The sequence below is a fragment of the Herbaspirillum sp. NPDC101396 genome (assembly GCF_044767365.1).
Classification (GTDB): domain Bacteria; phylum Pseudomonadota; class Gammaproteobacteria; order Burkholderiales; family Burkholderiaceae_D; genus Herbaspirillum.
Window position 1 is genome coordinate 387,872 of record NZ_JBIWNT010000005.1, and the last position, 23,934, is coordinate 411,805.

Here is a 23,934-nt window from a genome sequence, read left to right on the forward strand (position 1 = left end):
AGGAGAATTAAGGAACGAAGCCAGGGATCTTGCTGTGGTCGACAACGTCGATCTGGCTGGCCGGCATGAACTTGTCGGCGTATTGCTGGTAGACCTTGCTGCGCACGAAGACGTCGAACAGGTCAGGGTCGATGTGGTCGCGCAGGCGGAAGCCACCGAGGATTTCGAGCGCCTCGCTGAGCGTGTTGCCCTTCTTGTAAGGACGATCGGCGGCAGTCAATGCTTCGAAGATGTCGGCGATCGCCATCATGCGCGCCTGCGGCGACATCTGGTCGCGCGTGAGTCCCTTCGGATAACCCTTGCCGTCCATGCGCTCGTGGTGGCCGCCGGCGTATTCGGTGACGTTGCGCAGCTGCTTCGGCCACGGCAGCGATTCCAGCATCTTGATGGTGACCACGATGTGGTTGTTGATGACCTGGCGTTCGGCGTCGTTGAGCGTGCCGGCGCGGATGCGCAGGTTCTCGGATTCGTCGGCGCTGAGCAGGTCCTGCATCTGGCCATCCGGTCCGCGCCACTGACGCTCGGCGATTTCCAGGACACGCTGCTGGTCGTCCGGCTTCATGCCTTCGCCGCCGACATTGCTCTTGCGCAGGAAATTGCGTTCGGCGTCGAGCGCCTCGCATTCCGCCGCCAGCGCCGCATCGAGTTCGGAGCTTTTCTCTGCGGTCAATGCGGCGCCGAGCGCGCATTTTTCCTTGAGCACGCGAATCTCGGCGTCGCGCTTGAGCACTTCGTAGCGCGTGTCAACCAGGTGGATGCGGTCGTAAATGGTTTGCAGCTTGGTCGACTTCTCGACGATATGGTCGGGCGTGGTGATCTTGCCGCAGTCGTGCAGCAGGCCGGCGACCCACAGCTCGCGGCGGTCGCGCTCGGTCATCTGGAAATCCGCCAGCGGACCTTGAGTGGTCTGGTGCGAGGCTTCCGCCAGCATCATCGCCAGCTCCGGCACGTGTTCGCAATGGCGACCGGTGTGCGGCGATTTTTCGTCAATGCCCATGTTGATGAGCTTGATGAAATGTTCGAACAGGTTTTCCAGGCGATAGATCAGTTGTTGATTGGTGATGGCGATGGCCGCCTGCGACGCCAGTGCTTCGATGAAGTATTGGTCGGTCTCGGAAAACGGATGCGGCTTGCCGGTGGCCGGATCGATGGCGTTGACCAGTTGCAGCACGCCGACCAGTTCGCCTTCGTGGTCCTGCATCGGCACGGTCAGGAAGGACTGCGAGTGGTAGCCGAACTTCTCGTCGAACATGCGCATGCCGGAGAAGTTGAAGCCTTCCGCCTGGTACACATCCGGGATGTTGACCGACTTGCGCGTGTTGGCGGCATAGGCAGCCACCGCGCTGAGGTTCTTGCTGCCATCGGGGCTGGTCAGCTGGATGTTGGGGATGCTGATCTTCTGTGCGCTGCTGCCGCCCTGGTGCATGCCCAGCGTGTCGTTGATCGAGATGTAGAACGCCAGGCTGTCTTCTTCTTCCACGGTGCGGTAAAGCGTGCCGCCATCGGCCAGCGTGATGCTGCGGGCAGTCTGCAGGATACGTTCGAGCAGCAGCGGGATATCGCGGTTGGTGCTCAGTTCGACGCTGAGCTCGGTCAGCTTTTCCAGGCGGTGGGAGATATCGAGATGCTGGTTTTTCATGTTGTTCATCGGCTCAAGGGGACAACTGGCCTGCATCGCATTGGTCGATGCAGTAAAAAGACGCACTGGGCGATTCTGGAAAGATACGCTTCAATACTGACAACAAAGTGTCAAGCAGAGCATCTTTTTCCCGCCTGTTACCGTCACGAGACAGTGCACATCCGCGTTGGCGATGACGTACGGAAACTCTGCTGCTCACACGCCTGATCTGCATCAGGTTTTCCTGTTGTTTCGCCGAAGCAGCCCGTGCTTTTTATTGATTTAGACTGACGGATAACTTACCATCCAAACTATTGCATAGATTGCTACACTTTTTGTTTCAGAAGGCAATCTCTCAAGACAAAAACAAGAGTGCAATCACGGGGGAGCGGAACATTTCCGCACGAACATATTCGTTCCGGGTCGCCACAGTCATCACTTCAATCTGGTCCATACGATGCGCGTAGAAATTCTCGGCTGCAGTGGCGGCATAGGCGGCAATACCCTTCGCACCACGTCGCTGCTGGCGGACCGCGACATCCTCATCGACGCCGGCACCGGCGTCAACGATCTGCCGCTGGACGCGCTGGCCGCCATCGACCACGTCTTCATCACGCATTCGCACCTGGACCACATCGCCTGCCTGCCCTTCATCCTCGACAGCGTCGGCGACCAGCGCAACACGCCGCTGACCATGCACGCCACACAGGCGACGCAAGACATCATCCGCAAGCACATCTTCAACTGGCAGATCTGGCCCGACTTCAGCGAAATCCCCTCGCCCGAAAACCCCTTCCTGCGCTTCAACACCATCGAAGTCGGCAAGTCGCTGGTGATCGGCGAACGCAGCATCACCGCGCTGCCGGCCAACCATACCGTGCCGGCGGTCGGCTATCAGTTGCAGGACTTGAGCAGCGGCGCGAGCATGGTGTTCAGCGGCGACACCACCAGCTGCGACGCGCTGTGGAAAGCGGTCAACACGATCGACAAGCTGCGCTACCTGATCGTCGAAGCCGCCTTCCCCGACAGCGAGCGCGAACTGGCGAAGCTGTCCAAGCACTTCTGCCCCAGCTTGCTGCTTGAGGATCTTGCCAAGCTCGAGAGCGATCCGGAAATTCTCATCACCCACGCCAAGCCTGGTCTGTTCAACCAGATCGAGAAAGAACTGCTGCGCGGCGCCGGACGCCGCCGGATCAACATGCTGATGGCGGAGTCGGTGTTCGAGTTCTGAGCCACTGCCGCCATCGGGGCGCTGCCTGAGCGGCGCCCTTCCCACCTTCTTATTGCACCATGCAGGAAACCGACTTGGATGCGTCAATCGATTTCGAGCCGGGAGCATTCTTGCTGATCGACTGCGGCATCTTGACCTGCAAGCCCTGCGTCGCTGGAACCGGCATCGGCGGCGTATTGAAGTTGGCCACGTAGCCAAACTGACCTGCCTGGAACACTTGAGAGCCGCCCGGGTTCGACAACACGATCGCGCCTTGCGCTACATCGACGTGCAAGCCGTTGGCCGGCGTTGAACCGTTCGGTGTCGGAACGCCGCCGCAATCGTTCTGGCAGAACAGCGCGCCGAAGTGGGTGCCGCGTATGCCGATGGTGGCCGTCGGCGTGTCGAAGCTGACCGCATCGTGGTTGCGCTTGCCGATCAGTCCCGTTACCGCACGCAGGCCACCCTTGACCAGGCCGATGGCGACGTTGTTGCGCTCCGGCTTTTCGGCGTCGTACAGGAAGCTTTTGACGACCATCTCGGAGGCCGGACGCAGCACGATCTCCGAGTTGTCCATGAACTTCACGCGCGCATACGTGTTCGATTGCGTGATCAGGGTGTCGCCCTGCAGCACTTCCGATTTCGAGCTCATGATGCGCGTGCTGCCATCCGGATGGCGTGCGGTCAGCACACCTGACAGATTGGTCACGGTGCCGACCATCTGCGCATACGCCTGGCTGCCCCAGCCCAGCAACAACATCAGCGCCAGCAGGCGCCAGAATTTACCCATGGTGCGATATCCCGTGTGGATGGCGTGTTTCATTGTCTTGGTTCCTTGAGACATCAGGTGCACACCGGCAACGGCTTCTTCGCCGTGTTGGCAGTGCCGCCGCCCGCAGGCGTGCCGCTGCCACTACCGCTGTCATCGCCGCCGAAACTGCCTTGCGTGCCGCCGGTGGTTTGCGTGTTGGCCGGTGTCGAGACAGGCGAGCTGGCCGGAGTGAATGTGGTCAGTGGCAAATTGACTTTCGTCACTTGCGGTGTAGCAACATTTTTAGCTGTTTCATCGACCCCGGATTTAACTTTTTCGGCGATCTGCGTCTTCACCTCGGCAGAGGAGGAGGCAATAACCTGATTGACCACCGCTGCGACCGGCACGACCGTACCGCTTGCGTCCGTGACGCTGACGCCAGGCGCGTAAGTCAGCACGCCATTGGTCACCGTGAACAGCGCAGTACCCGGCGCCGAAGTGGAAACATTGGCGTTGATCGACATGTTGTTGCCGGCGACCAACGAGATGCTGCCGCCCGCAGAAGCGATCACGCCGTTGACGATCAGGTTATCGGTCGGCGATCCACTGTTGCCGGCAGTCAGGTTGATGTTGCCGGTGGCACTCACGCCGCCTGCGCCGATGGTCAGCGGGCTATGCGTTTCCAGGTTCACGCTGCTGCCGGTGCCGGCCACGCTCATGGCTCCATTGGTGTTGATGCCAAGCGTGGCGAGGTGCGCCGCGGCGGAGATCGGCGTGCCGCTCTCGGTCGGCATCGATCCCAGGAAGTCGGCGTTGCTGCCGATGGCGGTGGTCGCTGCCCCGCCGGTATTGACGATGTTGATATTGCCGTTGGCGTTGCTGACGCCATTGATCTGAACCACCGCGGTATCGGCGACTTCCAGGTTGTTGACCAGCATGATGTCGCCCGAGCCGCGGTTGTTGCCGGCGAACGCGGCGATGCGGTTGTTGCTGGACGTCAGCGTGGTGCCGGTAGCGGACGATGTCAGCAACTGCTTGGTCACGTGCAGCGACGTGTCCTGCTGCCCGATGCCGCCGATCTGCGATTCCAACACCAGGTTGCGCGCGGTGATGGAGCCCACCAACAGGTCGCCGTCGGCCTGACTCAACGCCACGTCGCCGGCGCTGTTGATGCTGCCGCCGGATTGCTGGAAGCTGTCGGTGACGTTCAGGATGGAATTGCTGCCGCCGTTGAGGGTGCCGCTCAGGTGCAGCGAGAACAGGCGGCCGGTGCCGTTGAGCGTAAACACACCATTGTTGATGTTGAAACCGCCCGCCGAACTGACGTCATTGACGGTCAGATTGCCGCCGAACATGGTGAAGTAGGCGCCCGAAGCGACGGTTATTTTTTCCAGCGTCTCAGGTCTGCCGCCGCCCTGGTACATGGCGCTGATGCCTGTCGGGAAAATCACGCTGTCGATGGCAGTCGGAATGTAGTTGGACGACCAGTTGTTGATGTCGCCCCACTGGCTTTCGACGCCGCCGGTATAGGTGATTTCTTCCGGAGCCATCATGGTCAGGCGCACCGGCACGGTCGGCTCGCCGATGTTGTAACGGGCCTTGATCATGTTCTTCACGCCGCCGGACGTGACGATGTCACCCTCGACGTAGCGGAATCCACCGGTGCTTTCGCTTGCGCCCAGGAACGGCGTGAACGAGGTGCCGACGGCAGGCCGGTAAGTGTCGAGCAATTTGGTGATCAGGGTGCCGTCCAGACCGAGCGTTTGTCCGATGACAGTGATGGTGTCATAGTTCGTGGCGCTGGCGAAGTCGAGCTTGAGGATGCCCTTGGCGCCCTGGGAGTAGCTGCCCACGATCGACAGCGAACCGACGGCGTTATCGCCGCCCGGCGACAGGATGCCGTTGTTGTAGAACTGACCCGAGCCGCCTCCGAGCGTGAACGATCCGGTGCCGCTGACAATGCCGCCGTCTTCGTTCGTGAAGCCGTTCGCCGCCAGATTGGCGCCGTTCAGCAGCAAGGTGCCGCTGTTGCTGACCGAGCTCCCGACGGTCGCCGAAGCTCCCGCCCCGATTGTGAAGGCGCCGCTGTTGGAGAACTGCCCCATGTTGAAACTGGTGCCGGTCCCCAGCATCAATACGGTACCGGTCTGGTTGTTCATGAAGGTGCCGCCGAGCGTGACCATGTTGCCCGAATTGATGATGTTGAGCGTACCGTCATTGCCCCACATGCCGCTGCCGTTGATGGTGGTCTCCGTGCTGGCGGCGCCGAGGTTGAGCGTGCCGCCCTGCGAGTTGGTCGCCGACGAATTGGCCATGATCGAACCCTTGAGGTTCATCAGGCCGGAGTTGGTAAAGCCGTTTTCAAACGTGACGTAACCGGCCGAACCGTAGGCGTTCACGATGCCTTGATTGTTGAAACTGCCGGTGTTGATCTTGGACAGATAATTCATAGTCATCACGCCGCTGACCATGTTGGTGAAACCGTTGACCGTATTAATCGTGCTGTTGGTCGTGACGAACTGGCCGGCGTTGTGGATGATGTCGGCCGAGCTCAGGCTGCTGTCGGTCAATGTGACGGAAGCGCCAACCGCGTTGGTCAGCGCGTTGGCGTTAAGCGTGGAGGCATTCACCGTAGTCGAGCCGGTATTGGTCAGCGTCCCGGCGTTCAGCGTCGAACCGTTGGACAGCGTCAGCGTTCCCGAATTGGTGATGTCGCCGGCGGCGACGCCGAGGAACACGCTATTGAGGGTGAGCGCGGCGGCATTCGTAACGGTGCCGAGCGAGCCCGTCACGTTGCTCAATTTCACCAGACCACCAACCAGATTATCTATTGCTCCGGTCGTGATGGCTGAATTCGAAATGTTCACTTCACCGGCATTCTTGAGGCTGGTGAGATGGACGCTAGCGCCGAAGTTGCTCCTGATCGTACCGCCTGACGATATATTCAGGCTCGCGGCATTGAGGGTGCTGCCGATATTGAGGTCAATGGTGGCGCCGGAATTGAGCGCAATTTTGCCGTTGCCATTGCCCCCTACGCCTTCATTGACGTTGATGATGCCGGTGTTGGGGGTGATGGTCGCGCCGGTGACCTGCACCGTATGGTCGCCCGTGGTGGCGCCCTGGTAATTACTGTTCAGGTTCAGGCTCAAGCCGTAGGTGCCGGTACTGGTGATGTCGGCATTGATGATAATGTTGTTGTCGGCGTTGAGCGTCAGGGCCGATGCCGAACCGGTGGTCTTGTTGATCGCGGCGTTGACAGTGATGTTGCCACCGTTGGCCGCGCCGCCCGCGCCGGTCGTCAGGCTCACGCTGTTGCCCTGATTGAGCTGGGTGACAATGGTGCCGGCTTCGATCGTGGAACCGCCGGCCGTAGACGTGATCACGTTGCCGCTGTTGCTGACGCCGTATTCGCCGCTGGCCACGACCGTGAGGTCATAGGGATCGATCAGCCATTCGCCGCCGGTGCCGACGTCGGGCGCCTTGACCACATCCAGCGTTTTCTTGCCGGAGGTTTCAACAAAGCCGCCCAGGCCCGGCGCGCCGCGCGCCGACACGTCGCCGTCGATATACGCCGCGCCATCCGAATACAACACCACGCTGCCGCCCTTGGTGGCGCCATCTGCGGTGATCTTCGAACTCGCGGTGGTCGTCAGTTTTTGCGAGGCACGCAGGAAGATTCGGCCGCCTTCGCTGACCACGCTGCTGGCGTTAATGTTGCCGCTATTGGTGACCAGGCCGGCAGCGATGCCGATGCGGCCGGCTTCGGCGGTAATGGTGCCGAGGTTGGTGACGCTGCCGGCGGCGCCGGTGATGCATACTGTCACGCCCGGCGTGTTGGTGTCGACCAGTTGCACGGTCTGGCCTGCAGCGAGCAGGACTTCACCGTTGGGGCTGTGGATGATGCCGTTGTTGGTGACGTTGGCGCCGATCAGGTAGACGCTGCCGCCGTTGGCGCTCTTGATGGTGCCCTCGTTGACGATGTTGCCGGCATGACCGCCATCGGTAAAGGTCAGACGTCCCGCCAGGAAGTCGCTGTCGCGGATATTCAGCGTGCTGCCGATGAAACGCGCGACGTCGATCACGCCGCCCGGGCCCACCATCAGGCCGTTCTGATTGACCAGCATGACGGTGCCGTTGGACTTCAGCAAGCCGTAGATCTGCGACGGATCGGAGCCGGTCACGCGCGCCAGGAAGGCGTTGCTGGCATTGGTCTGACGGATGTCGACGACGGCGTTGGCGCCGATGCTGAAACTGGTGAAGTTGCCGATGGCTGCGGCGGAGCTCTGGTTGATGTTGAGCGTGTTGCCGTTCTGAGCAATGGTGGCGGTGCCGGCGGTAATGACGCCGCCGGTCGGCAGCGTATTGACGCCGGGCGCCGCCGCCATGGCGGGCACGTTCCAGGCGGCGCAGATGGCCGCCGCCGTCACCGACATGCGCAGAGAACTGCCGAACATGGCACGCCATGAGCGACGCAACAGGCCGGTCAGTAAGTGCGGCACCGGTTTGCGCGGACGCCAGCTCATGGTCAGGCGGCGATTGCCGACCCGCATCGTGAAGGAAGCCGGCATCAGTTCGATGCGGTTGAAATCTTGGGCCGGATTCACCTGGCGCGTTTGGCTTTGTTCATTCATTTCAGAACCCCAGTGTCGCACTAACGTGCGCGTTCAAATCACCACGTTTTTCGGTGCTCGACGTTCCCGGCACGCTCACGCGCGCCACGTCCAGTTTCACGTTGAAGTCGCGGCTGAAGGTATACCGTGCCCCGAAGCCGATGCTCGATACCGTTACGCTGTTGACCAAGCTGCCGCCGCCCACGTCATTGTTGAAACCGCGGCCGAGATCGTAGAAGGCCAGCAGACGCAGGCTGCCTTTGGAAAGCAGTTCCGGCGTATAGACTTCGGCGTTGATGAGGACGCCGCTGTCGGACGCCACCGCACGTTCGGTGAAACCGCGCACGGCGGTGGAACCGGCCAGGCCGAATTGTTCTGCCGATACCAGCGCGTCCCGGGCGTATTGCGCAGTGCCGGCCAGGCGCATCTGCCAGTCGTTGGCGAAGGCCTTGAAGTACGACGCAGCGCCGCGCAGGATGACGAAGTTATCGACGGTATCGCGGCCGGTAATGTACGAGTAGCGATCGGTGCGACCGTTATTCGTATAGCTGGGTCCGATCGGGATATTGCGTGAAATGCCGATGTTGTAATCCACGTTCTGCGTGGCCGAACGCGTTTGTCCGCTGTAGGTCAGACTCAACGGCATGGTCTTGTAAGCCAGGCAGGAACCGATTGTGTCAATCTGGACGCCCCCAAGATCGCAGCGCGAATCGATCTTCTTGTAGTCGAGCCCGGCCACCAGCTTGCTGGTGAATTCGCCTTCGCGCGCGAAGAAGTGATTCCAGCGCAGACCGACTACGTCGCCCTTGCCGGTGAAACCGATCGCGCCGGTCGGACCGCCGACGCTGCCCGGCGTATTGACGCTGGACTTGCCGTAGATGACTTCAATGCTGTCGCCCAGCGTGTACAACGGGATGCGATAACCCAGAGAATACAGATTGACCTTGACGCCGCTCGGGCTGTCTGGCGACGTAGTGTAGGCCAGTGTGCCGACCTGGTCGCGGTCGAACAGATTCGCGTGCTGGATCGCGATGCCGGTACGCCAGTTGCCGGTGGCCGGCGCGCCGGTGTTGTCGAGGGTCATGAACACGCGCAGCGGATTGTAGTCGGTCACCTTGACGTCGGCATCGACTTTGCCTTCTTCGTCGCTGACGCTGAGCGCGACATTGACTTGCTTGGCCGGATTGTCATTGCTCAGTTGCACGGCCTGCGAAATGGCGGTGAGGTTGGGCGATTTGCCAACCTGCAGTTGCGGCAAGCTGTTGCGGATATTCTGTTCGCTGAAGTACTTGTTGTCGCTGACGGTGATCTGGCCGATGACCGATTCGCTGATGTTGATGATCACCACGCCGCTGGTCAGCTCCTGTTCGGGAACGTTGACCTGCACCGCGCTGTAGCCGGCTTTGCGATAGGCTGCTTCCAGCGCTTCGAGTGCCTGTTGCACGTCGCCATAGACACGGCCGGGGCCGGTCAGCGGCGCGACGGCGCGTTGCAGCTCCGCCTCGGACAGCAGCGTATTGCCCTCGATCTGGAAACGCGTGATGTTGAAGCGCTCGTCCTCGGCCAGCGCGCTCGCCGCGACGACGGTCAACGTCATCCCCAATAGACATTGCATCAAACGATGTTTCATTTTTTTATGCTTGGTTCAGGACCACGCCGGCCTGCACTCTGCAGACCGGCGTCGCCTCGATTTATCGTGAACTTCCCTGCCCTCTTGCGTTGGTGCGCATTCTTCATGCGGCCCGACGCCCCTGCATTTCTCCGGTCCGGATCGTCTTCGTCGTACATATGCCATGCACACGCCAAACCGCCGGGTGCTTGCGCACGCAGCGGGATATTCAGCGACAGAGATGATCCAGTGGAAAGAAATGTGATGCGACGGCGATCGTCATCGCCGCATCCGTAGCGCCTGCGCGTTTATTCTTCTTGTTGCGCGCGCTGCCCGATCCTGCGACGAAAACCGCCATCTGAGCGCCACCCACCCCGACGACGCTACATACCGGCAAGTATAAGATTGAGCGTATTGCCTGTCGACAAAAATCGCTGATATTCGCTATGGGTTTTCGCTTAACTTACAACGGCCTGTCACTTAAATTTCCGCATGGAAATTTAATCCGCGACTTTGCCCCGAAACGACCGTCCCGGGCGGGATTGGCGCCGCCCGGTGCCGTTGTTATTTTGTCTCGAAAGTAGTGACGCCGTCCCAATCCGCCGGCAAGGGATGCGCGCGGAAATAGGCGATGCGCTGCAGGTAGAGATCATACAAACCGTGCGGACTTTCTTGCCGCAAGGCAAGGATCGCCTGCTCGGCCTCATCCCATTGCTGCCGGCGCACCAGCGCCAGGGCCGCCGTCCATTGGTCGAGCGAAGCCTGTTGCGCCGGAGTCAGTTCCGACGCCAGCCCGAGCGGTTCGAAAATCGGCACCGGCTCGTTCTTGCCCTTGACGCGCACGCTGTCGAGCTCGCGGTAGGCGAACTCCGGCGCGGCGTCGCGCGTGGCTACGCCAACCAGCACGCCGACGCCGTAGACCTTGGTGATCGATTCCAGGCGCGACGACAGATTGACCGCGTCGCCCATCACCGTGTACGCCTTGCGGATCTTCGAGCCCATGTCGCCCACGCGCATGTTGCCGGTGTTAAGGCCGATGCCGATCTTCAGCGGCGGCCAGTTGCGCTTGGCGAATTCTTCATTGAGCACGAGGCAGCTCTGCTGCATTTTCAATGCCGTCGTCACCGCGCGCGCGGCGTGGTCGGGCAACGCGATCGGCGCGCCCCAGAATGCCATCACGGCGTCGCCGATGTACTTGTCGAGCGTGCCGCGATTGCCGCGGATGTCTTCCGACATGGCGGTCAGGTAGGCGTTGATGTACTCGCGCAATTCATTGGGCTGCAAGCCTTCCGAAATCGTGGTGAAGCCGCGCACGTCGGAGAACATCACGGTCAGTTCGCGGCTTTCGCCTTCCATGTTGTAGCTGGCAGGGTTCGCGGCCATTTCGGCGACCAGCTCCGGCGCCACGTATTCGCCGAACAGGTTGACGATGGCGCGGCGGTTGCGGTATTCGAACAGGTAGCCCCAGCCCAGATTGCAGATGAACAGCGCGGCAATCAGCAGCAAGGCGGTGGCCATGGGCAGCACCAGTCCGGCGCTGTCATACAGCCAGAAGTTGAGCGCACCGATACCGAACGCCGTGCCCGACGCCAGCAGGATAGCCCACAGCGGTCCCAGCAACGGCAGCAGCAAACCCAGCACCAGGCCGATCACGAGGATCTGCACCAGGTCGAAGCCGATGGCGAATTCCGGCCGTTGCTTGAAGTCGCCGTCGAGGATGGAGGCGATGATGTTGGCGTGGATTTCCACACCGGGATAATTCGGACTGACCGGCGTGGCCCGCAAGTCGTACAGCCCCGGCACGGTGGTGCCGACCAGCAGGACGCGGCCGGCCAGGTCGTTCTTGGGAATGCGGCCCTTGAGGATGTCGACCGCCGGTACATAACGGAACGCACCGCCGTGCACGCCGCCGCGGCCGCGATAGGTCACCAGCGTGGTCAGGTGGCGCTCGACCGGGATGAAGGTCGGACGCGGCTTGGTGTCGAGCGCAATCGATTCAAGCGCACCGTAGTCGCGCAGCTGCTGGTCCGACATCACCGCATCCTGCTGCAGGAAGATCGGCTTCATGCGCGTGGCGCCGAGCGCCGAACGGGCGCTGGCCAGCGCCAGCGATTCGTAGAAATTGTCGCCCACTTGCGCAATCAGCGGCACGCGGCGGATCAGGCCGTCGTTGTCGAGCAAGGGATTGAAGAAGCCGCCGGCTTCGGCCGCCTCTTGCAGCTGCGGCAGGTTGGCGCCGTAGGCTTTCCAGTTGGTGACGTCGAGACGGCGACCGCCGAGGCTCGCCAGCGTAAACACCGGTTTCGGCAACTGGCCTTTGGCGATGGCGTCGGGTTCATTGGACAGGTTGTAGCCCATCACCACCGGGCGGCCCTGGATGGCGGCGGCCATGCGCGCGTCGAAATCGAGTTTGGATTTGAGCGTCAGCAGTTGCTGGCCGAACTGCGGCAGGCCCTTGAGCTCGCTGTGCGCGAGGCTTTCCAAGGTGGCGTAGCCGGAGCTGTTGTCGGGTTCGGCGAACACCACGTCGAAGGCGACGGTCTGCGCTTCGTAGCTGTCGGTCATCTTGCTGATGAGGGCGGCGACGACGTCGCGGCTCCACGGCCAGCGACCGACTTCGGCGATGCTCTTCTCGTCGATGTCGACGATGATGATGCGCGGATCGGTTTCCACTTTGGCGATGCGCATGCGCATGTCGTAGAAGAAGAGGTCGATGCGCTCGGTCAGGAACGCCGGCAGCATGCCCATCACCTGCCCGCCCGCCAGCAGCGTCAGCACCAGCGCCAACGACCAGCGCGCACCATGTTTTGCGAAGAGACGACGCACGACTTCCCCCTGAGAATATTTTGTTGCGATGATGCCAGCAGTTATGGCGAATCACAACGTGAATTCAGCTGAAGAGGTCCAACACCCTTCTAAACCTGTTCAGGATCCGTAGCGAGAGGCCGTCAGCTGGTGGCGGCCGGAGCGGAGCAACCGGAGTGTACTTGAGTACACGAGGATTGCGAGCACCGCCCGACGCCAGATCACGGCCTCGCAGTAGGATCATGAACAGGTTTCAAGAGAATTTCCGCACGGCATCTAATGCCAGTCCGGCGCCGATGCTGCCGAACAAATCGCCTTCGACTTGTTTGGCATTCGGCACCAGTGCGGCGATGCGCTTGCGCAGCAGGTGCACGCCGCTGGAGCCGCCGGTGAAGAACACCGAATCGATGGCGTCGGCCTTCACGCCGGCGTCGGCCAGCAGCTTGCCGACGGTCTGCTCGACCGACTCCACCAGATGGTCGATGCTGGCGTCGAAACCGGCGCGGCTCAGTTGCAGCGTCTCGGGCGGACGCAGGCGGTCGAGTTCGAGCGTGAAGGATTCATCGGCCGACAGGCCGATCTTGGCCGCTTCCACCTGCAGCGCCAGCCAGTGGCCTGCGCGCTGTTCGACCAGGTCGAGCAGGCGCGCGAACTTGTCGCGCTCGGCGACTTCGCGGTAGACGTCCTGCAATTGCTGCCAGGCCTTGCGCGTGTAGATCAGGTTGATGGTGTGCCAGGTCGCCAGGTTGAAGTAATAACCCGACGGCACTTCGCTGTTGCTGGTCAGCTTGCTGCCGAGGCCGAGCAGCGGCATGACGCTGGACAGGCTGAGGTATTTGTCGAAGTCGGTGCCGCCGACGTGCACGCCGCCGGTGGCAAGGATGTCGTCGAGGCGGTCGGTTTGCTTCGCGCGCTCGGGCGACAGGCGCACCAGCGAAAAGTCCGAGGTGCCGCCGCCGATGTCGGCGATCAGCACCAGTTCTTCACGGGCGATGGTGGATTCGTAGTCGAAGGCAGCGGCGATCGGTTCGTACTGGAAGGCGATGTGCTTGAAGCCGACCGCACGTGCGATTTCTTCGAGCGTGTCTTGCGCCAACTGGTCGGCCTCGGCGTTGTCGTCGACGAAGTGCACCGGACGGCCCAGCACCACGCTGTCGAAGCGGCGACCGGCGGCGCGTTCGCCGCGCTGCTTGAGTTCACCGATGAATTGCGACAGCAAGGCGCGAAACGGCAGCGCGCGGCCGCCCACTTCGGTCTGGCCGTCGATCATGCCCGAGCCGAGCAGGCTCTTGAGCGAACGCATGAGCCGGCCCTCGTAGCCGGCCAGGTAGGTCGACAGCGCGGCGCGGCCGTAGCTGAATTCGTTTTCATCGGCGTTGAAGAACACCACCGACGGCAAGGTCATCTTGCCGTCTTCGAGCGCAAGCAAGGAAGGTTGTCCCTGCCTGCTCCAGCCCATCGTGGAATTGGAAGTGCCGAAATCCACGCCGCAAGCGTCTGACATGCTTATCCCTGCTTTTTTGCAAAGGCGCGATGATATAGAAAAGCGCGGCGCGTGTCTGTAGTAAAGCGGATACCGGGGGCGTGGCTTTCCGCAATGCGGAAAATATTATGGAAACGACAATAAAACAGCTGCAAAAGCAGCCGAAAAGGCTTGATTGTCAGACTGCAGTCGCCTGCAAGCCGGCCCTGAAGTTGATCCGGAAACGCGCGCCCGGCCCTGCGTTCTCAGCCTGCAGCGTCCAGCCATGGGCATGGGCGATTTCTTCGCAGATGGACAAGCCCAGGCCGGCGCCTTCGTCGCGCCGATGTGGGCCGCGCCAGAAGCGCTTGAACAATTGCGGCATGGCGTCGGCCGGAATCCCGTCGCCGTAGTCGCGCACGGCGACGCCGCGCGCACTGACGTCGACATCGACGGCGCTGCCGGGCGGCGCGTGGTGCACGGCATTCTCGATCAGGTTGCGCATCAGTACGAACAGCGCGCCGCGATCGGCTGCGATCATTACCGGTTCTTCGTTGGCCGGACCGACGATATGCACTTCGCGTTGTTGCGCCAGGCGCTCCAGTTGCGCGGAAGCTTCGGCGGCGATGTCCTTGAGGTCGATCTGTTCCATCGCGTAATTCTGGTGCTCGCTGGCTTCAGCCAGATGTAGCAGTTGATGCACCTGGCGCGCCATGTGGTCGAGGTCGCGCAGCAAAGCGCCGCGGTCGCCGCGCTCATCCAGCTCGATCTGGCCACGCATCAGCGCCAGCGGTGTCTTCAGCTCATGCGCGGCGGTGGCGAGGAATTCGCGCTGTACGCGATAACCGTCCTCCAGCCGTTGCAATGCCAGATTGAAAGCGGTGAACAGCGGCGTCAGTTCGCTCGGCACGTCTTCCAGCGACAAACGCGCGGACAAGTTGTCGACCTGGATCTGTCCGGCGGCGGCTGACGCCTTGCGCAGCGGCTTCAGCGCGCGATGCAAGGTGGCCACCACGATCAGGCTGAACAGCAGCATGGCGACAACGGCGACCGCAATGGCGATCTTCTGCGCTTTTTCGCTGTCGCTGCCGACGATGATCCGTTGCATGCGTTCGCTGCGCATCAGCTGGACGTAGAAAGTGCGATCGTCGTGAATGAAAGGTACGGTCAGGACTTGTTGCCCTTCGCCGCTGTTGACCACGCGGAAGCGGGTGCGCTGCGGATCGAAGTTCTCACCGGCGGGTGCATAGGCTGTGACGGCGTGGTCCGACGACAGCAAGGCGACGCCGCGCTGATCGACCACACGGTAGGCGGCATCCTGCAACAGCACGGAATAGATCGCCGTCATTTTCTGATTCAACCTGACGCTGTCGGGCACGCCGTCGGCATTGAAATGGACGCCGGCGACGATGCGCGCCGCATTGTGCTCCAGATCCAGATTGATCAGCATGTCCGGCCCCCAGCGCAACAGCACTGCCAGCACCAGCACGACGATGCCGCTGATGCAGCTCAGCGCGATCGCCGTCGTGGTCAGCAGTCTTGAGGAAAGACTCTTCATGATTGCACCTGCTCCGGCTTTGCGGCATCGAGCAAGGCATAGCCATGGCCGCGAATATTGCTGATCTGCAGAGGCGATTCAATCGCCGCGAGTTTGCGCCGCAGCCGATGCAGCGCGACATCAAGCGCGTTCGGCGTGACCGGTTCGGACAAACCCCAGGCCGCCGCTTCCAGCGCCGTGCGCCGCACCGACTTGCCGGCCGCGCGCACCAGCGCCAGCATCAGTTGCATCTCGGCCGCCGCCAGCGACACCGACTCCTCGCCCTGGCGCATGCAGCCGGCGTCGGGCTCGACGCGCAAGCCGGCGAATTCGGGCGATAGACTTTGCAGCTGCGCGGGACGGCGCATCAGCGCACGCACACGCGCCACCATTTCTTCCATCGAAAAAGGCTTGGGCAGGTAATCGTCGGCGCCGGCTTCGAGTCCTGCCACGCGATCATGCAGGGCATCGCGCGCGGTCAGCATCAGGCACGGTGTGAGCACGCCGCGCGCGCGCAACTGCCGCACCAGGTCAAGGCCGTCGCCGTCAGGCAGGCTGCGATCCAGCACCAGCACCGGATACGCCATCTGCGTGCAGCCGGCGGCGGCATGCGCGATGGTGGCGTAAACATCGGTCTCGATGCCGGCCGCAGCCAGCGCCTTCGCAATCAGCGCCGCCATGCGTTCATGATCTTCCAGCAGCGCGATGCGATTCATTGCTTACCCTCAGAATTTATAAACATACCCCAGCCGCAGCGACGGCGAGGTGGAACGATCAACCAGCGGACTGTCGGTAATGCCGCTGCCGTAATGCGTCACGCCGAGGTCCAGGAACACCGACTGCGCCGTGGTCAGGCTGTAGTCGGCGCGCACCCCGGCATCGACGTTGGCGGTCGACTTGCCGTTGTAGGCCGCGCGGGCGGAGGTGGCTTCCGACGACTTCACGCCATAGTAATAGTTGACGTATTCGTTGTTCATCCAGGTCACGCCCAGATGCGGCGTCAGGCGCACGCTGCCGGTTGTGAAGCCGCGCTCGGCGCCCAGTTTAACCGTTTGGCCGTTGCTGTTGCCGGCGGCCTTGAGCCACTCCAGCGTGAACTTGGCGAACGGCGCACGCCATGTCGCCGTACCGCCCAGGTGGAAACCGTCCTTGCGCTCGTCCATGCCGTTGAGGATGGGCGCATCGCCGGACTTGTAACCCTGGTTGGCATATTTGGCGCGCAGGGTGAAATCGAACTGGCCCAGGCTGCCCAGCTTGAAGTCGACAGCCGGACCGGCCACGCGGAAGTAGGCGCCGTTGTACAGAAGAATGGGTAGGGCCGAGGTCTTGGTGCCGTAGCCGCGGTACGGGCTACGCTCGAAGCCGGCGCCGAGGCCGATGCCCCAGCCCGGCTCCTGTTGGCCGGTGACGCCATTACCGCCTGAGGCGTCTTGCGTTGCGGTTTGTGCTGACGCCGCGCAAGCGCCGCCGAGGGTGACGCCAAAAACGATGGCGCGAAGGACAACTGTAGTGTGCCGCATGAAAACTCCCGGGGAGAGTGGTGAATGGAATGCACCACGATCATCGAAAACTCCAGAAGATCGTGGTGAATGGAATGCACCACGATCATCGAAAACTCCCGGAGATCGTGGTGGATGGAATGCGCCACGATCATCGGGCAGGCCGACTTACCAGTTACTTACGGGTCTTTTCACCTGTTTCCCCAAGAAAATCATTCCAACATACCTCTCAGGATTTCTCCGATAGGGCATGGCAGAAATGTCAATTAAAGTTAAATCAAAGGGAGGGGAAATGATGACCAAACAAACCTGTTCACTCGCACTGCTGACGCTGGCAATCGGCATGCAACTTCATCTGGGTCATGGGCCGCGTGCAGCATCGACGGGCCAGCTGGGTGCGTCTGCGATGGTGGCGGAACGTTGCCGGATCGACTTCAGCGAAGGCAGCGCGGACTACTTCGAAACCTGCAACAGCGTCCAGGTTGCAGCGACCGAACGCGCGCACAACGTGCTCGGTGAAATCGTCGCGGTGGCAGCGTCGGCCGATCCGTATTATCTGGATCGCGATCCCGAATCGGCGAACATGGCCAGACCTGTGACGTCTTCTGCCAGTATGAACTCCACCGGCGCCGACCGCAGCAAGGCGCCGCGCGTCGTCACCATCCACTATTGACCAAGCTCTGGTTACCGGCCGCATTGCGCGGGTCGGCCGATTCCGTAGTACCGTTAAGCGGCGCGCCGGAGCCACGGCGCAAATTACCGCGCGGCACTCCAGGGACCAGCCATGAACAAGAACGTGATCCTCAGCATCGAAGACGACAACGGCATGCATTGCGTCGACTTCATCGAAAACGACGACGGCAGCTTCAGCTACAAGGCATTTCGCAAGGATCCTGAAGACGAAGGGAAATGGACACTGACGGCGGACTACTCGGCGACGCGTTTCGCGACCCAGCCGGAGGCCTTCGAGTCGGCAGGCCGGCGCATGCCATGGCTGGTGGCCTTTCTGCCGTCCTGATCGGGAAAAATAGAGGGGAAAGGCCCGGTTCTTACAGGGCCTTTTCTACGTGCATGGCGCAAAACTTGCTGAAATCTTAGAAATATTGCGCTATACACTAGAAATATTTCAGCTTGATGACAATCAGCTTTCATACAATACACGTTCACAACAACGCCGACGACCAGATCGAAGTCGACGGCCGGATCACCACCACGGGGGAAGCATCTTGAAGCTCAGCACCAGAATCGTTCTTTTATGCGCACCGACTTTGCTCGGCATCGTGATCATCGCAATGGTCTCGCTCAACACCCTGAAGAACACCATGCTGGAAGAACGCACTGCGCAGCTGTCGCTGCTGGTGACGCTGGCCGACGCTTCGCTGAACAAGATCTACGCGCTCGAGCAATCCGGCAAGATGACGCGCGAACAGGCGCAGGCGCAAGCCAAGCTCATCATCGGCAGCTTCGCCAAGGACCAGAACTACTTCTTCGTGCGCGGCTACACCGACGACGTCAACTACGTCCATCCGAACCCCAAGCGCGTCGGCATCCAGGACAAGACCGCGCGCGCCGACGGCGACCGCTACCGCGCGGCGCTGGCCGGACATGACATCGGCATCCTGCAGGCCGAAGGCACGCGTCCCAACACGGTGGAAAAAGTGCAGAAACTGTATGCCGTCATCAAGTTCGCGCCGTGGGACTGGACCGTCGGCTTCGGCGCCTATATCGACGACATCAACACCCAGTTCTATCGCAACGCGCTGATCCTGCTGCTGATCGGCGGCGCGCTGATGGCGGTAATCGGCGTCATCGCCTACCTCACGCTGCGCACCGTCATGAGACAGCTGGGCGGAGAGCCGGCCGACGCCATGGGCGTGGTCGACCGCATCTCGCAAGGCGATCTGTCGACGCGCATCGCCCTGCGCAAGAACGACCGCCACAGCCTGCTGCTGTCGATCCGCTCGATGCGCGACAATCTGTCGAAGATCGTCAGCGGCGTGCGAAGCGGCACCGACACCATCGCCACCGCATCCAGCCAGATCGCGGCCGGCAACCTCGACCTGTCGTCACGCACCGAACAGCAAGCCGGCGCCCTCGAAGAAACCGCCTCCGCGATGGAGCAGCTCACCTCGATCGTGCGCCAGAATGCCGACAACGCCAAACAAGCCAACCAGCTCGCCATCTCCGCCTCGGGTGTGGCGGTCGACGGTGGCGCAGTGATCGGCCAGGTGGTCGACACCATGGAAGAAATCAACGCTTCCTCACGCAAGATCGTCGACATCATCGCGGTGATCGACGGCATCGCCTTCCAGACCAACATCCTGGCCTTGAACGCCGCAGTAGAAGCGGCGCGCGCCGGTGAACAGGGCCGCGGCTTTGCGGTGGTCGCATCGGAAGTGCGCACACTGGCGCAACGCAGCGCCGGTGCGGCAAAGGAAATCAAGGCGCTGATCGAGGATTCGGTCGGCAAGGTCGACATCGGCAGCAAGCTGGTCGAGCGTGCCGGCGTCACCATGCAGGACATCGTCACCAGCGTCAAACATGTGTCCGACGTGGTGGCGGAAATCAGCGCGGCGACGCAGGAACAAAGCTCGGGCATCGAAGAAGTCAACCGCGCCATCAACCAGATGGACGAAGTCACGCAGCAGAACGCCGCGCTGGTGGAGCAAGCCGCAGCGGCGGCGGCCTCGATGCAGGAACAGGCCGCCAACCTGGCGCAACTGGTCAGCGTGTTCGTGCTGGCGGAACAAAGCGGCGGTCAGGCAGCCTTGCGCACCTGATCATTGCAAGGCATTCCGGACTGCAGTCATGCAGTCCGGGACGTAGCCTCACTCGCCGCCCGCCAGCGGCGGCAACCTGCGCTTGAGCGGCGTGCTCTTGATGATGGCCGTATTGGTCTGCGCGCTGGCGGCGAAACGGTCCAGCACCAGGTCCAGCTCCGGAAGCGTGCGCACCAACAGCCGCGCGATGTAGCAATCCTCTCCCGTGACCTTGTCGCATTCGGTGAATTCCGGCGTTGCCAGGATTTGCCGCTCGACCGCGTGCAGCTGTCCCGGCAAGGGGCGGATACGCACGATGGCCTGGATCTGGTAGCCGAGCGCATGCGTGTCGATGTCTATCGTGTAGGCCCTCAGGATGCCACGCTCTTCCAGCCGTTTGAGACGTTCCGTCACGCTCGGCGCCGACAGGCCGCTAGCCTGCGCCAAGGCCTTCAGCGAGGCGCGCGCATCCGCCGCGAGCAGCTGGATCAGCTTCTTGTCGATATGGTCGAGCATCTTTTCTTTACTCCTGAATGCCGGAAAACACCATCAATAATAAAGGCCGAATCCGGCTTTTGCCTAATTTAATGCATGGAATCGGCCGCCCCGGTCCGGCACAATATCGGCTTCTGCCTACGAGGAATATCCATGACAAAAAACATCAGGCGCGGCGCCTTTGAGATGACCGGCGCCATGCTGATTTCGGGCAGCATCGGCTGGTTCGTGCTGGCGTCGGGACTGTCGGTGCTCAATGTGGTGTTCTGGCGCTGCGTGTTCGGCACGCTGGCGCTGCTGGCGATCTGCGGCTGGCGCGGCCTGTTGCGCCGCGAGCTGCTCAGCGCGCGCGTGCTCGGCTGGGCCGCGCTGGGCGGCGTCGCCATCGTGTTCAACTGGGTGCTGCTGTTCGCCGCGTATTCGCATGCGTCCATCGCCATCGCGACGACGGTCTACAACACCCAGCCGCTGATGCTGGTGGTGCTCGGCGCCGTGCTGCTGCGCGAGCGCATTGCCGCCGACAAGCTGGTGTGGCTGGCGACCGGTTTCATCGGCATGCTGGTGATCGTCAATGCACGCGCGGACGCGGGTTATGCCAGCGGCAGTTACCTGGCGGGCGTGGCGCTGGCGCTCGGTGCCGCCTTCCTGTACGCGGTCGCGGCGTTGATCGCCAAGCGCCTGACCGGCACCCCGCCGCATCTGATCGCGCTGATCCAGGTTGCCGTGGGTATCGTGCTGCTGGCGCCGCTGGCGGATTTCTCCGCCCTGCCGCAAGGGTCGGGATGGAGTTACCTGATCGTCATGGGCATCGTCCACACCGGCGTGATGTACGTCTGGCTGTATGGCGCGATCCAGAAGCTGCCGACCGTGATCACCGGCACGCTGGCGTTCATCTATCCGGTGGCGGCAATTGCGGTGGATTGGGTGGCGTTCGGGCACCGGCTGCAGCCGCTGCAATGGTGCGGCGTCGCGGCAGTGCTGCTGGCGACGGCGGGCATGAGCCTGGGCTGGCGCGTACTTGGGCGCAAACGTGCAGGCGTCTAGCGTCCCTGGATGGAAATCGCGCGCGCCGCCAGCATCACCAGATCGGCGTGGCGACGTTCGTCGCTCTCACCGTTCCAGCGCGCCGTGGTAACCGCCATGTTGACGGCGCCGAGTGCGCGGCCCAGGCGAGAATCGCGGACCACTGCGGCGGTCGAAATGTCTCCCAGAAAATATTCCTCGCGGATGTGCGCATAGCCCTGCTCACGGAACTGCGCCAGGCGCTGCTTGATCTGGCCGCGGTCGGCGATGGTGAACGGCGTGTACATCTTGAGATCGCTGCGGTCGAGGATGTCGTCGATCTCGGCATCATCCAGCGTTGACATGATCGCCAGCCCCGAGGCCGTGCAATAGGCGGGCAGGCGCGTGCCGGTGACGACGTTGGGATTGAGCACGTTGCGGCTGACGATACGCTGCACGAACACCACGTCGGCGCCGTCGAGGATGGTCAGGTTGGTGGTCTCTTCGGTTTCCTGGCTCAATTGCTGCAGGTAAGGCGTGGCGCGACGCACCAGGTCGCTCGAGGTCAGGTAGTGATAGGCGAAGTTGAGCACTTTGGGCGCGAGCTCGTACTTGCGGACTTCGTCATCCTTGGTCAGGTAACCCAGCGTCATCAGCGTGTAGGTGAAGCGTTGCGCCGTGCTGAGGTCAAAGCCCGTCAGGGCAGCGATCTGCGACAGCGACAGCTGGCGCTGCTGGCCGTCGAAAGCCATCAGCACGCGCATGGATTTTTCCACCGAGTTGACGTACAGCGGCGAGTTGATGCCGGTGTTGTCGGTCGCGGGCGCCACCACGCCGGCTTCGTCAATGTCGGCGGCAACTGCCGCAGTAGCGCGCTTGGCCGGCTTGGCGCGCGTCTTGATTTCAGCGCCGTCGGTTTTCTTCGTCATAAGTTGGCTTGTCGGCTTGGTGGCTCTGCGGCGTGGACGGGTAAAGACCCGCGTGAAGGTTTGATTGAAAGCGCTATTATCGTCGTTCTGCCCGCACCGGGCTACTGTCCCATGCGGCGGCGAGGTCGGGCTTGAGCAGGTGCTTCTTGATGCGTTCGCTGAGCGTGGTCTCGAAACCGTCGGCCTGGATGTAATAGCGCGGCAGCTGGTAACTGGCCAGCTTCGATTTCGCCCATTCCGCCAGCGCCGGAAAGGACGCTTCCTGCCCTTCCTTGTACTGCACATAGAGCATGATTTCCTGTTCGCCGATGTCTCCGGTGACGCCGACCGCAGCGGCTGCCGCCACCGCCGGATGCATCACGAAGACGCGTTCGATTTCCCAGGCCGAGACGTTCTCGCCGCGCACGCGCATGCTGTCGGTCTTGCGGCCGACAAAATACAGGTCGCCCTGCTCGTCCATGCGCGCCATGTCGCCGGTGTGCAGCTTGCCGCCCTGCAGCGCTTCCGCGCTGGCCTTGGGATTGTCCAGATAGCCCGGCAGGAAGCAGCCTTCGACATCGCTGGAGACCACCACTTGACCGATCGCGCCGACCGGCGTCGGCATGCCGTCGGCATCGCGCAGTTCGACCTTCAGCCACGGCAGCGCGCGACCGATCGATCCGACTTTGCCGCTGGTGTTGACGGTGGTGAAGCTTGACCCTTCGGTCATGCCGTAGCACTCGCGCAGCGACAGTTTCAAACGCGCCAGGATGCCGTTCCAGGCGCGCGGAGAAACACCTGCTCCCCATGCCACGCGCAGCGTGTGATGCGGCGGTTGCATGTCAGGCGGCAGCTGCGTGAGGATGTCGAGGATGCCGCCGAGATAATGCAGATGCGTGGCCTGCGCCGCCTCCACTTGCTGCCAGAACTTGCTGGAGGAGAAGCGCTCGACGATATGCAGTTCGGTCTGCTGCAGGAAAGGCACCAGCAGCATCTGTGCGCCGCCGATGTGGCACAGCGGTTCCCACACGAACATGCGGTCGCCGGGACGCACGTCCGACACCAGCAGTGTTCCTTCGCTGGCGATGCGCATCATGCGATGCGTGAACACCACGCCCTTGGGTGCGCCGGTGGTGCCGGAGGTGTAGATCAGGCACAGCGTGTCGAGCGGTGCAATGTCGGCGGCGCGCGGACGCGGCTGTTCCGGCACCGGCATCTCACCGGCGAATTCATCGAGCCAGGCCAGCCTGTCCTGCAACTCTGGCAGCTCGGCCAGCGGTTCGGCGAAGCTGCGCTGGGCAATAAACAGCGTAGGGGCGCAATGCCCCAGCAGATAGCTGATGCCGGGCGCCTTCAGACGCATGTTGACCGGCACCCACACCACGCCGCTCAGCATCAGCGCATAGATCAGCGCCATGTGGTCAAGGCCGTTTTCCAGCATCAGCGCAACGCGGTCGCCACGGCGGATACCGCGGGCGACGAGGCGTTGCTGCATGGCGGCGACACGCACCGCCATCTCGGCGAAGGAGGTCTTGCGGCCGTTGAAGACAATCAGCGTACGGTCGCTGTTTTCAAGCAAGCCTTTGAGCAGCAGCGAGACGACGTCAAGCTGGTCGTCGCCGCAACGGGACGGGAAGTAGTGTGTGTAGCGATGCATATCGGATTCGGA

General features: G+C 62.1%; 17 protein-coding genes. 5 read left to right on the plus strand and 12 right to left on the minus strand.

The genetic code is table 11. The features are described from left to right. Nucleotides 1–7 precede the first annotated feature (7 nt). Nucleotides 8–1,648, minus strand: coding sequence for a GAF and HD-GYP domain-containing protein (locus ACIROY_RS19160; RefSeq protein WP_402343315.1), 1,641 nt, complete (start codon nt 1,646–1,648; stop codon nt 8–10). A 427-nt stretch (nt 1,649–2,075) separates the two neighbouring features. Here ACIROY_RS19160 and ACIROY_RS19165 point away from each other — a divergent pair, with 427 nt between their 5' ends. Next, nucleotides 2,076–2,849, plus strand: a complete 774-nt coding sequence (locus ACIROY_RS19165; protein ID WP_402343318.1) for a 3',5'-cyclic-nucleotide phosphodiesterase — start codon at nt 2,076–2,078, stop codon at nt 2,847–2,849. A gap of 49 nt (nt 2,850–2,898) precedes the next feature. Here ACIROY_RS19165 and ACIROY_RS19170 read toward each other — a convergent pair whose 3' ends face one another. The 8 genes from ACIROY_RS19170 to ACIROY_RS19205 form a co-directional block, all read right to left on the minus strand. Next, entirely contained in the window at nt 2,899–3,651 is a 753-nt protein-coding gene (locus tag ACIROY_RS19170; RefSeq protein WP_402343321.1) for a FecR domain-containing protein, read from the minus strand. A gap of 20 nt (nt 3,652–3,671) precedes the next feature. Then, nucleotides 3,672–8,210, minus strand: a complete 4,539-nt coding sequence (locus tag ACIROY_RS19175; protein ID WP_402343324.1) for a beta strand repeat-containing protein — start codon at nt 8,208–8,210, stop codon at nt 3,672–3,674. A 1-nt stretch (nt 8,211) separates the two neighbouring features. After that, nucleotides 8,212–9,819 carry a ShlB/FhaC/HecB family hemolysin secretion/activation protein gene (locus ACIROY_RS19180; protein WP_402343327.1) on the minus strand — a complete coding sequence of 536 codons (1,608 nt, stop codon included), beginning with the start codon at nt 9,817–9,819 and terminating at the stop codon, nt 8,212–8,214. A 543-nt stretch (nt 9,820–10,362) separates the two neighbouring features. Next, nucleotides 10,363–12,546: a CHASE2 domain-containing protein gene (locus ACIROY_RS19185; RefSeq protein WP_402343619.1), complete on the minus strand. Its 2,184-nt coding sequence runs from the start codon at nt 12,544–12,546 to the stop codon at nt 10,363–10,365. A gap of 310 nt (nt 12,547–12,856) precedes the next feature. Continuing rightward, entirely contained in the window at nt 12,857–14,107 is a 1,251-nt protein-coding gene (locus ACIROY_RS19190; RefSeq protein ID WP_402275750.1) for an Hsp70 family protein, read from the minus strand. 157 nt (nt 14,108–14,264) lie between these two features. After that, nucleotides 14,265–15,623 (minus strand): sensor histidine kinase, encoded by a 1,359-nt coding sequence (locus ACIROY_RS19195; protein ID WP_402343329.1) that lies wholly within the window; start codon nt 15,621–15,623, stop codon nt 14,265–14,267. Next, the gene (locus tag ACIROY_RS19200; RefSeq protein ID WP_402275756.1) at nt 15,620–16,318 is read right to left on the minus strand and encodes a response regulator transcription factor; all 699 of its coding nucleotides are present in this window, start codon (nt 16,316–16,318) and stop codon (nt 15,620–15,622) included. Before ACIROY_RS19200 ends, ACIROY_RS19195 begins: the two co-directional genes overlap by 4 nt. 9 nt (nt 16,319–16,327) lie before the next feature. After that, a complete protein-coding gene (locus ACIROY_RS19205; RefSeq protein WP_402275759.1) occupies nt 16,328–17,122 on the minus strand; it encodes a MipA/OmpV family protein in 795 nt (264 codons plus the stop codon). Between the two features lie 271 nt (nt 17,123–17,393). Here ACIROY_RS19205 and ACIROY_RS19210 point away from each other — a divergent pair, with 271 nt between their 5' ends. From ACIROY_RS19210 to ACIROY_RS19220, 3 genes are all read left to right on the plus strand, one after another. Next, a complete protein-coding gene (locus ACIROY_RS19210) occupies nt 17,394–17,774 on the plus strand; it encodes a hypothetical protein (protein WP_402343331.1) in 381 nt (126 codons plus the stop codon). Nucleotides 17,775–17,885: 111 nt separating this feature from the next. Beyond that, nucleotides 17,886–18,119 (plus strand): hypothetical protein, encoded by a 234-nt coding sequence (locus tag ACIROY_RS19215; protein ID WP_402275764.1) that lies wholly within the window; start codon nt 17,886–17,888, stop codon nt 18,117–18,119. A gap of 208 nt (nt 18,120–18,327) precedes the next feature. After that, complete coding sequence (locus ACIROY_RS19220) at nt 18,328–19,881, plus strand: methyl-accepting chemotaxis protein (protein ID WP_402275766.1); 1,554 nt, start codon at nt 18,328–18,330, stop codon at nt 19,879–19,881. A 48-nt stretch (nt 19,882–19,929) separates the two neighbouring features. Here ACIROY_RS19220 and ACIROY_RS19225 read toward each other — a convergent pair whose 3' ends face one another. Continuing rightward, on the minus strand, nt 19,930–20,376 hold the full coding sequence (locus tag ACIROY_RS19225; RefSeq protein ID WP_402343334.1) for an Lrp/AsnC family transcriptional regulator: 447 nt from the start codon (nt 20,374–20,376) through the stop codon (nt 19,930–19,932). 132 nt (nt 20,377–20,508) lie between these two features. On the opposite strand from ACIROY_RS19225, the gene ACIROY_RS19230 reads away from it, so the two are divergent. Further along, nucleotides 20,509–21,399, plus strand: coding sequence for a DMT family transporter (locus ACIROY_RS19230; RefSeq protein WP_402343337.1), 891 nt, complete (start codon nt 20,509–20,511; stop codon nt 21,397–21,399). Here the strand turns inward: ACIROY_RS19230 and ACIROY_RS19235 are convergent. Both ACIROY_RS19235 and ACIROY_RS19240 read right to left on the minus strand, forming a co-directional pair. After that, on the minus strand, nt 21,396–22,286 hold the full coding sequence (locus tag ACIROY_RS19235) for an IclR family transcriptional regulator (protein WP_402343340.1): 891 nt from the start codon (nt 22,284–22,286) through the stop codon (nt 21,396–21,398). The two genes, ACIROY_RS19230 and ACIROY_RS19235, sit on opposite strands and share 4 nt — an antisense overlap. A gap of 76 nt (nt 22,287–22,362) precedes the next feature. Then, nucleotides 22,363–23,922 carry an AMP-binding protein gene (locus ACIROY_RS19240; RefSeq protein WP_402343343.1) on the minus strand — a complete coding sequence of 520 codons (1,560 nt, stop codon included), beginning with the start codon at nt 23,920–23,922 and terminating at the stop codon, nt 22,363–22,365. Nucleotides 23,923–23,934: the final 12 nt, after the last annotated feature.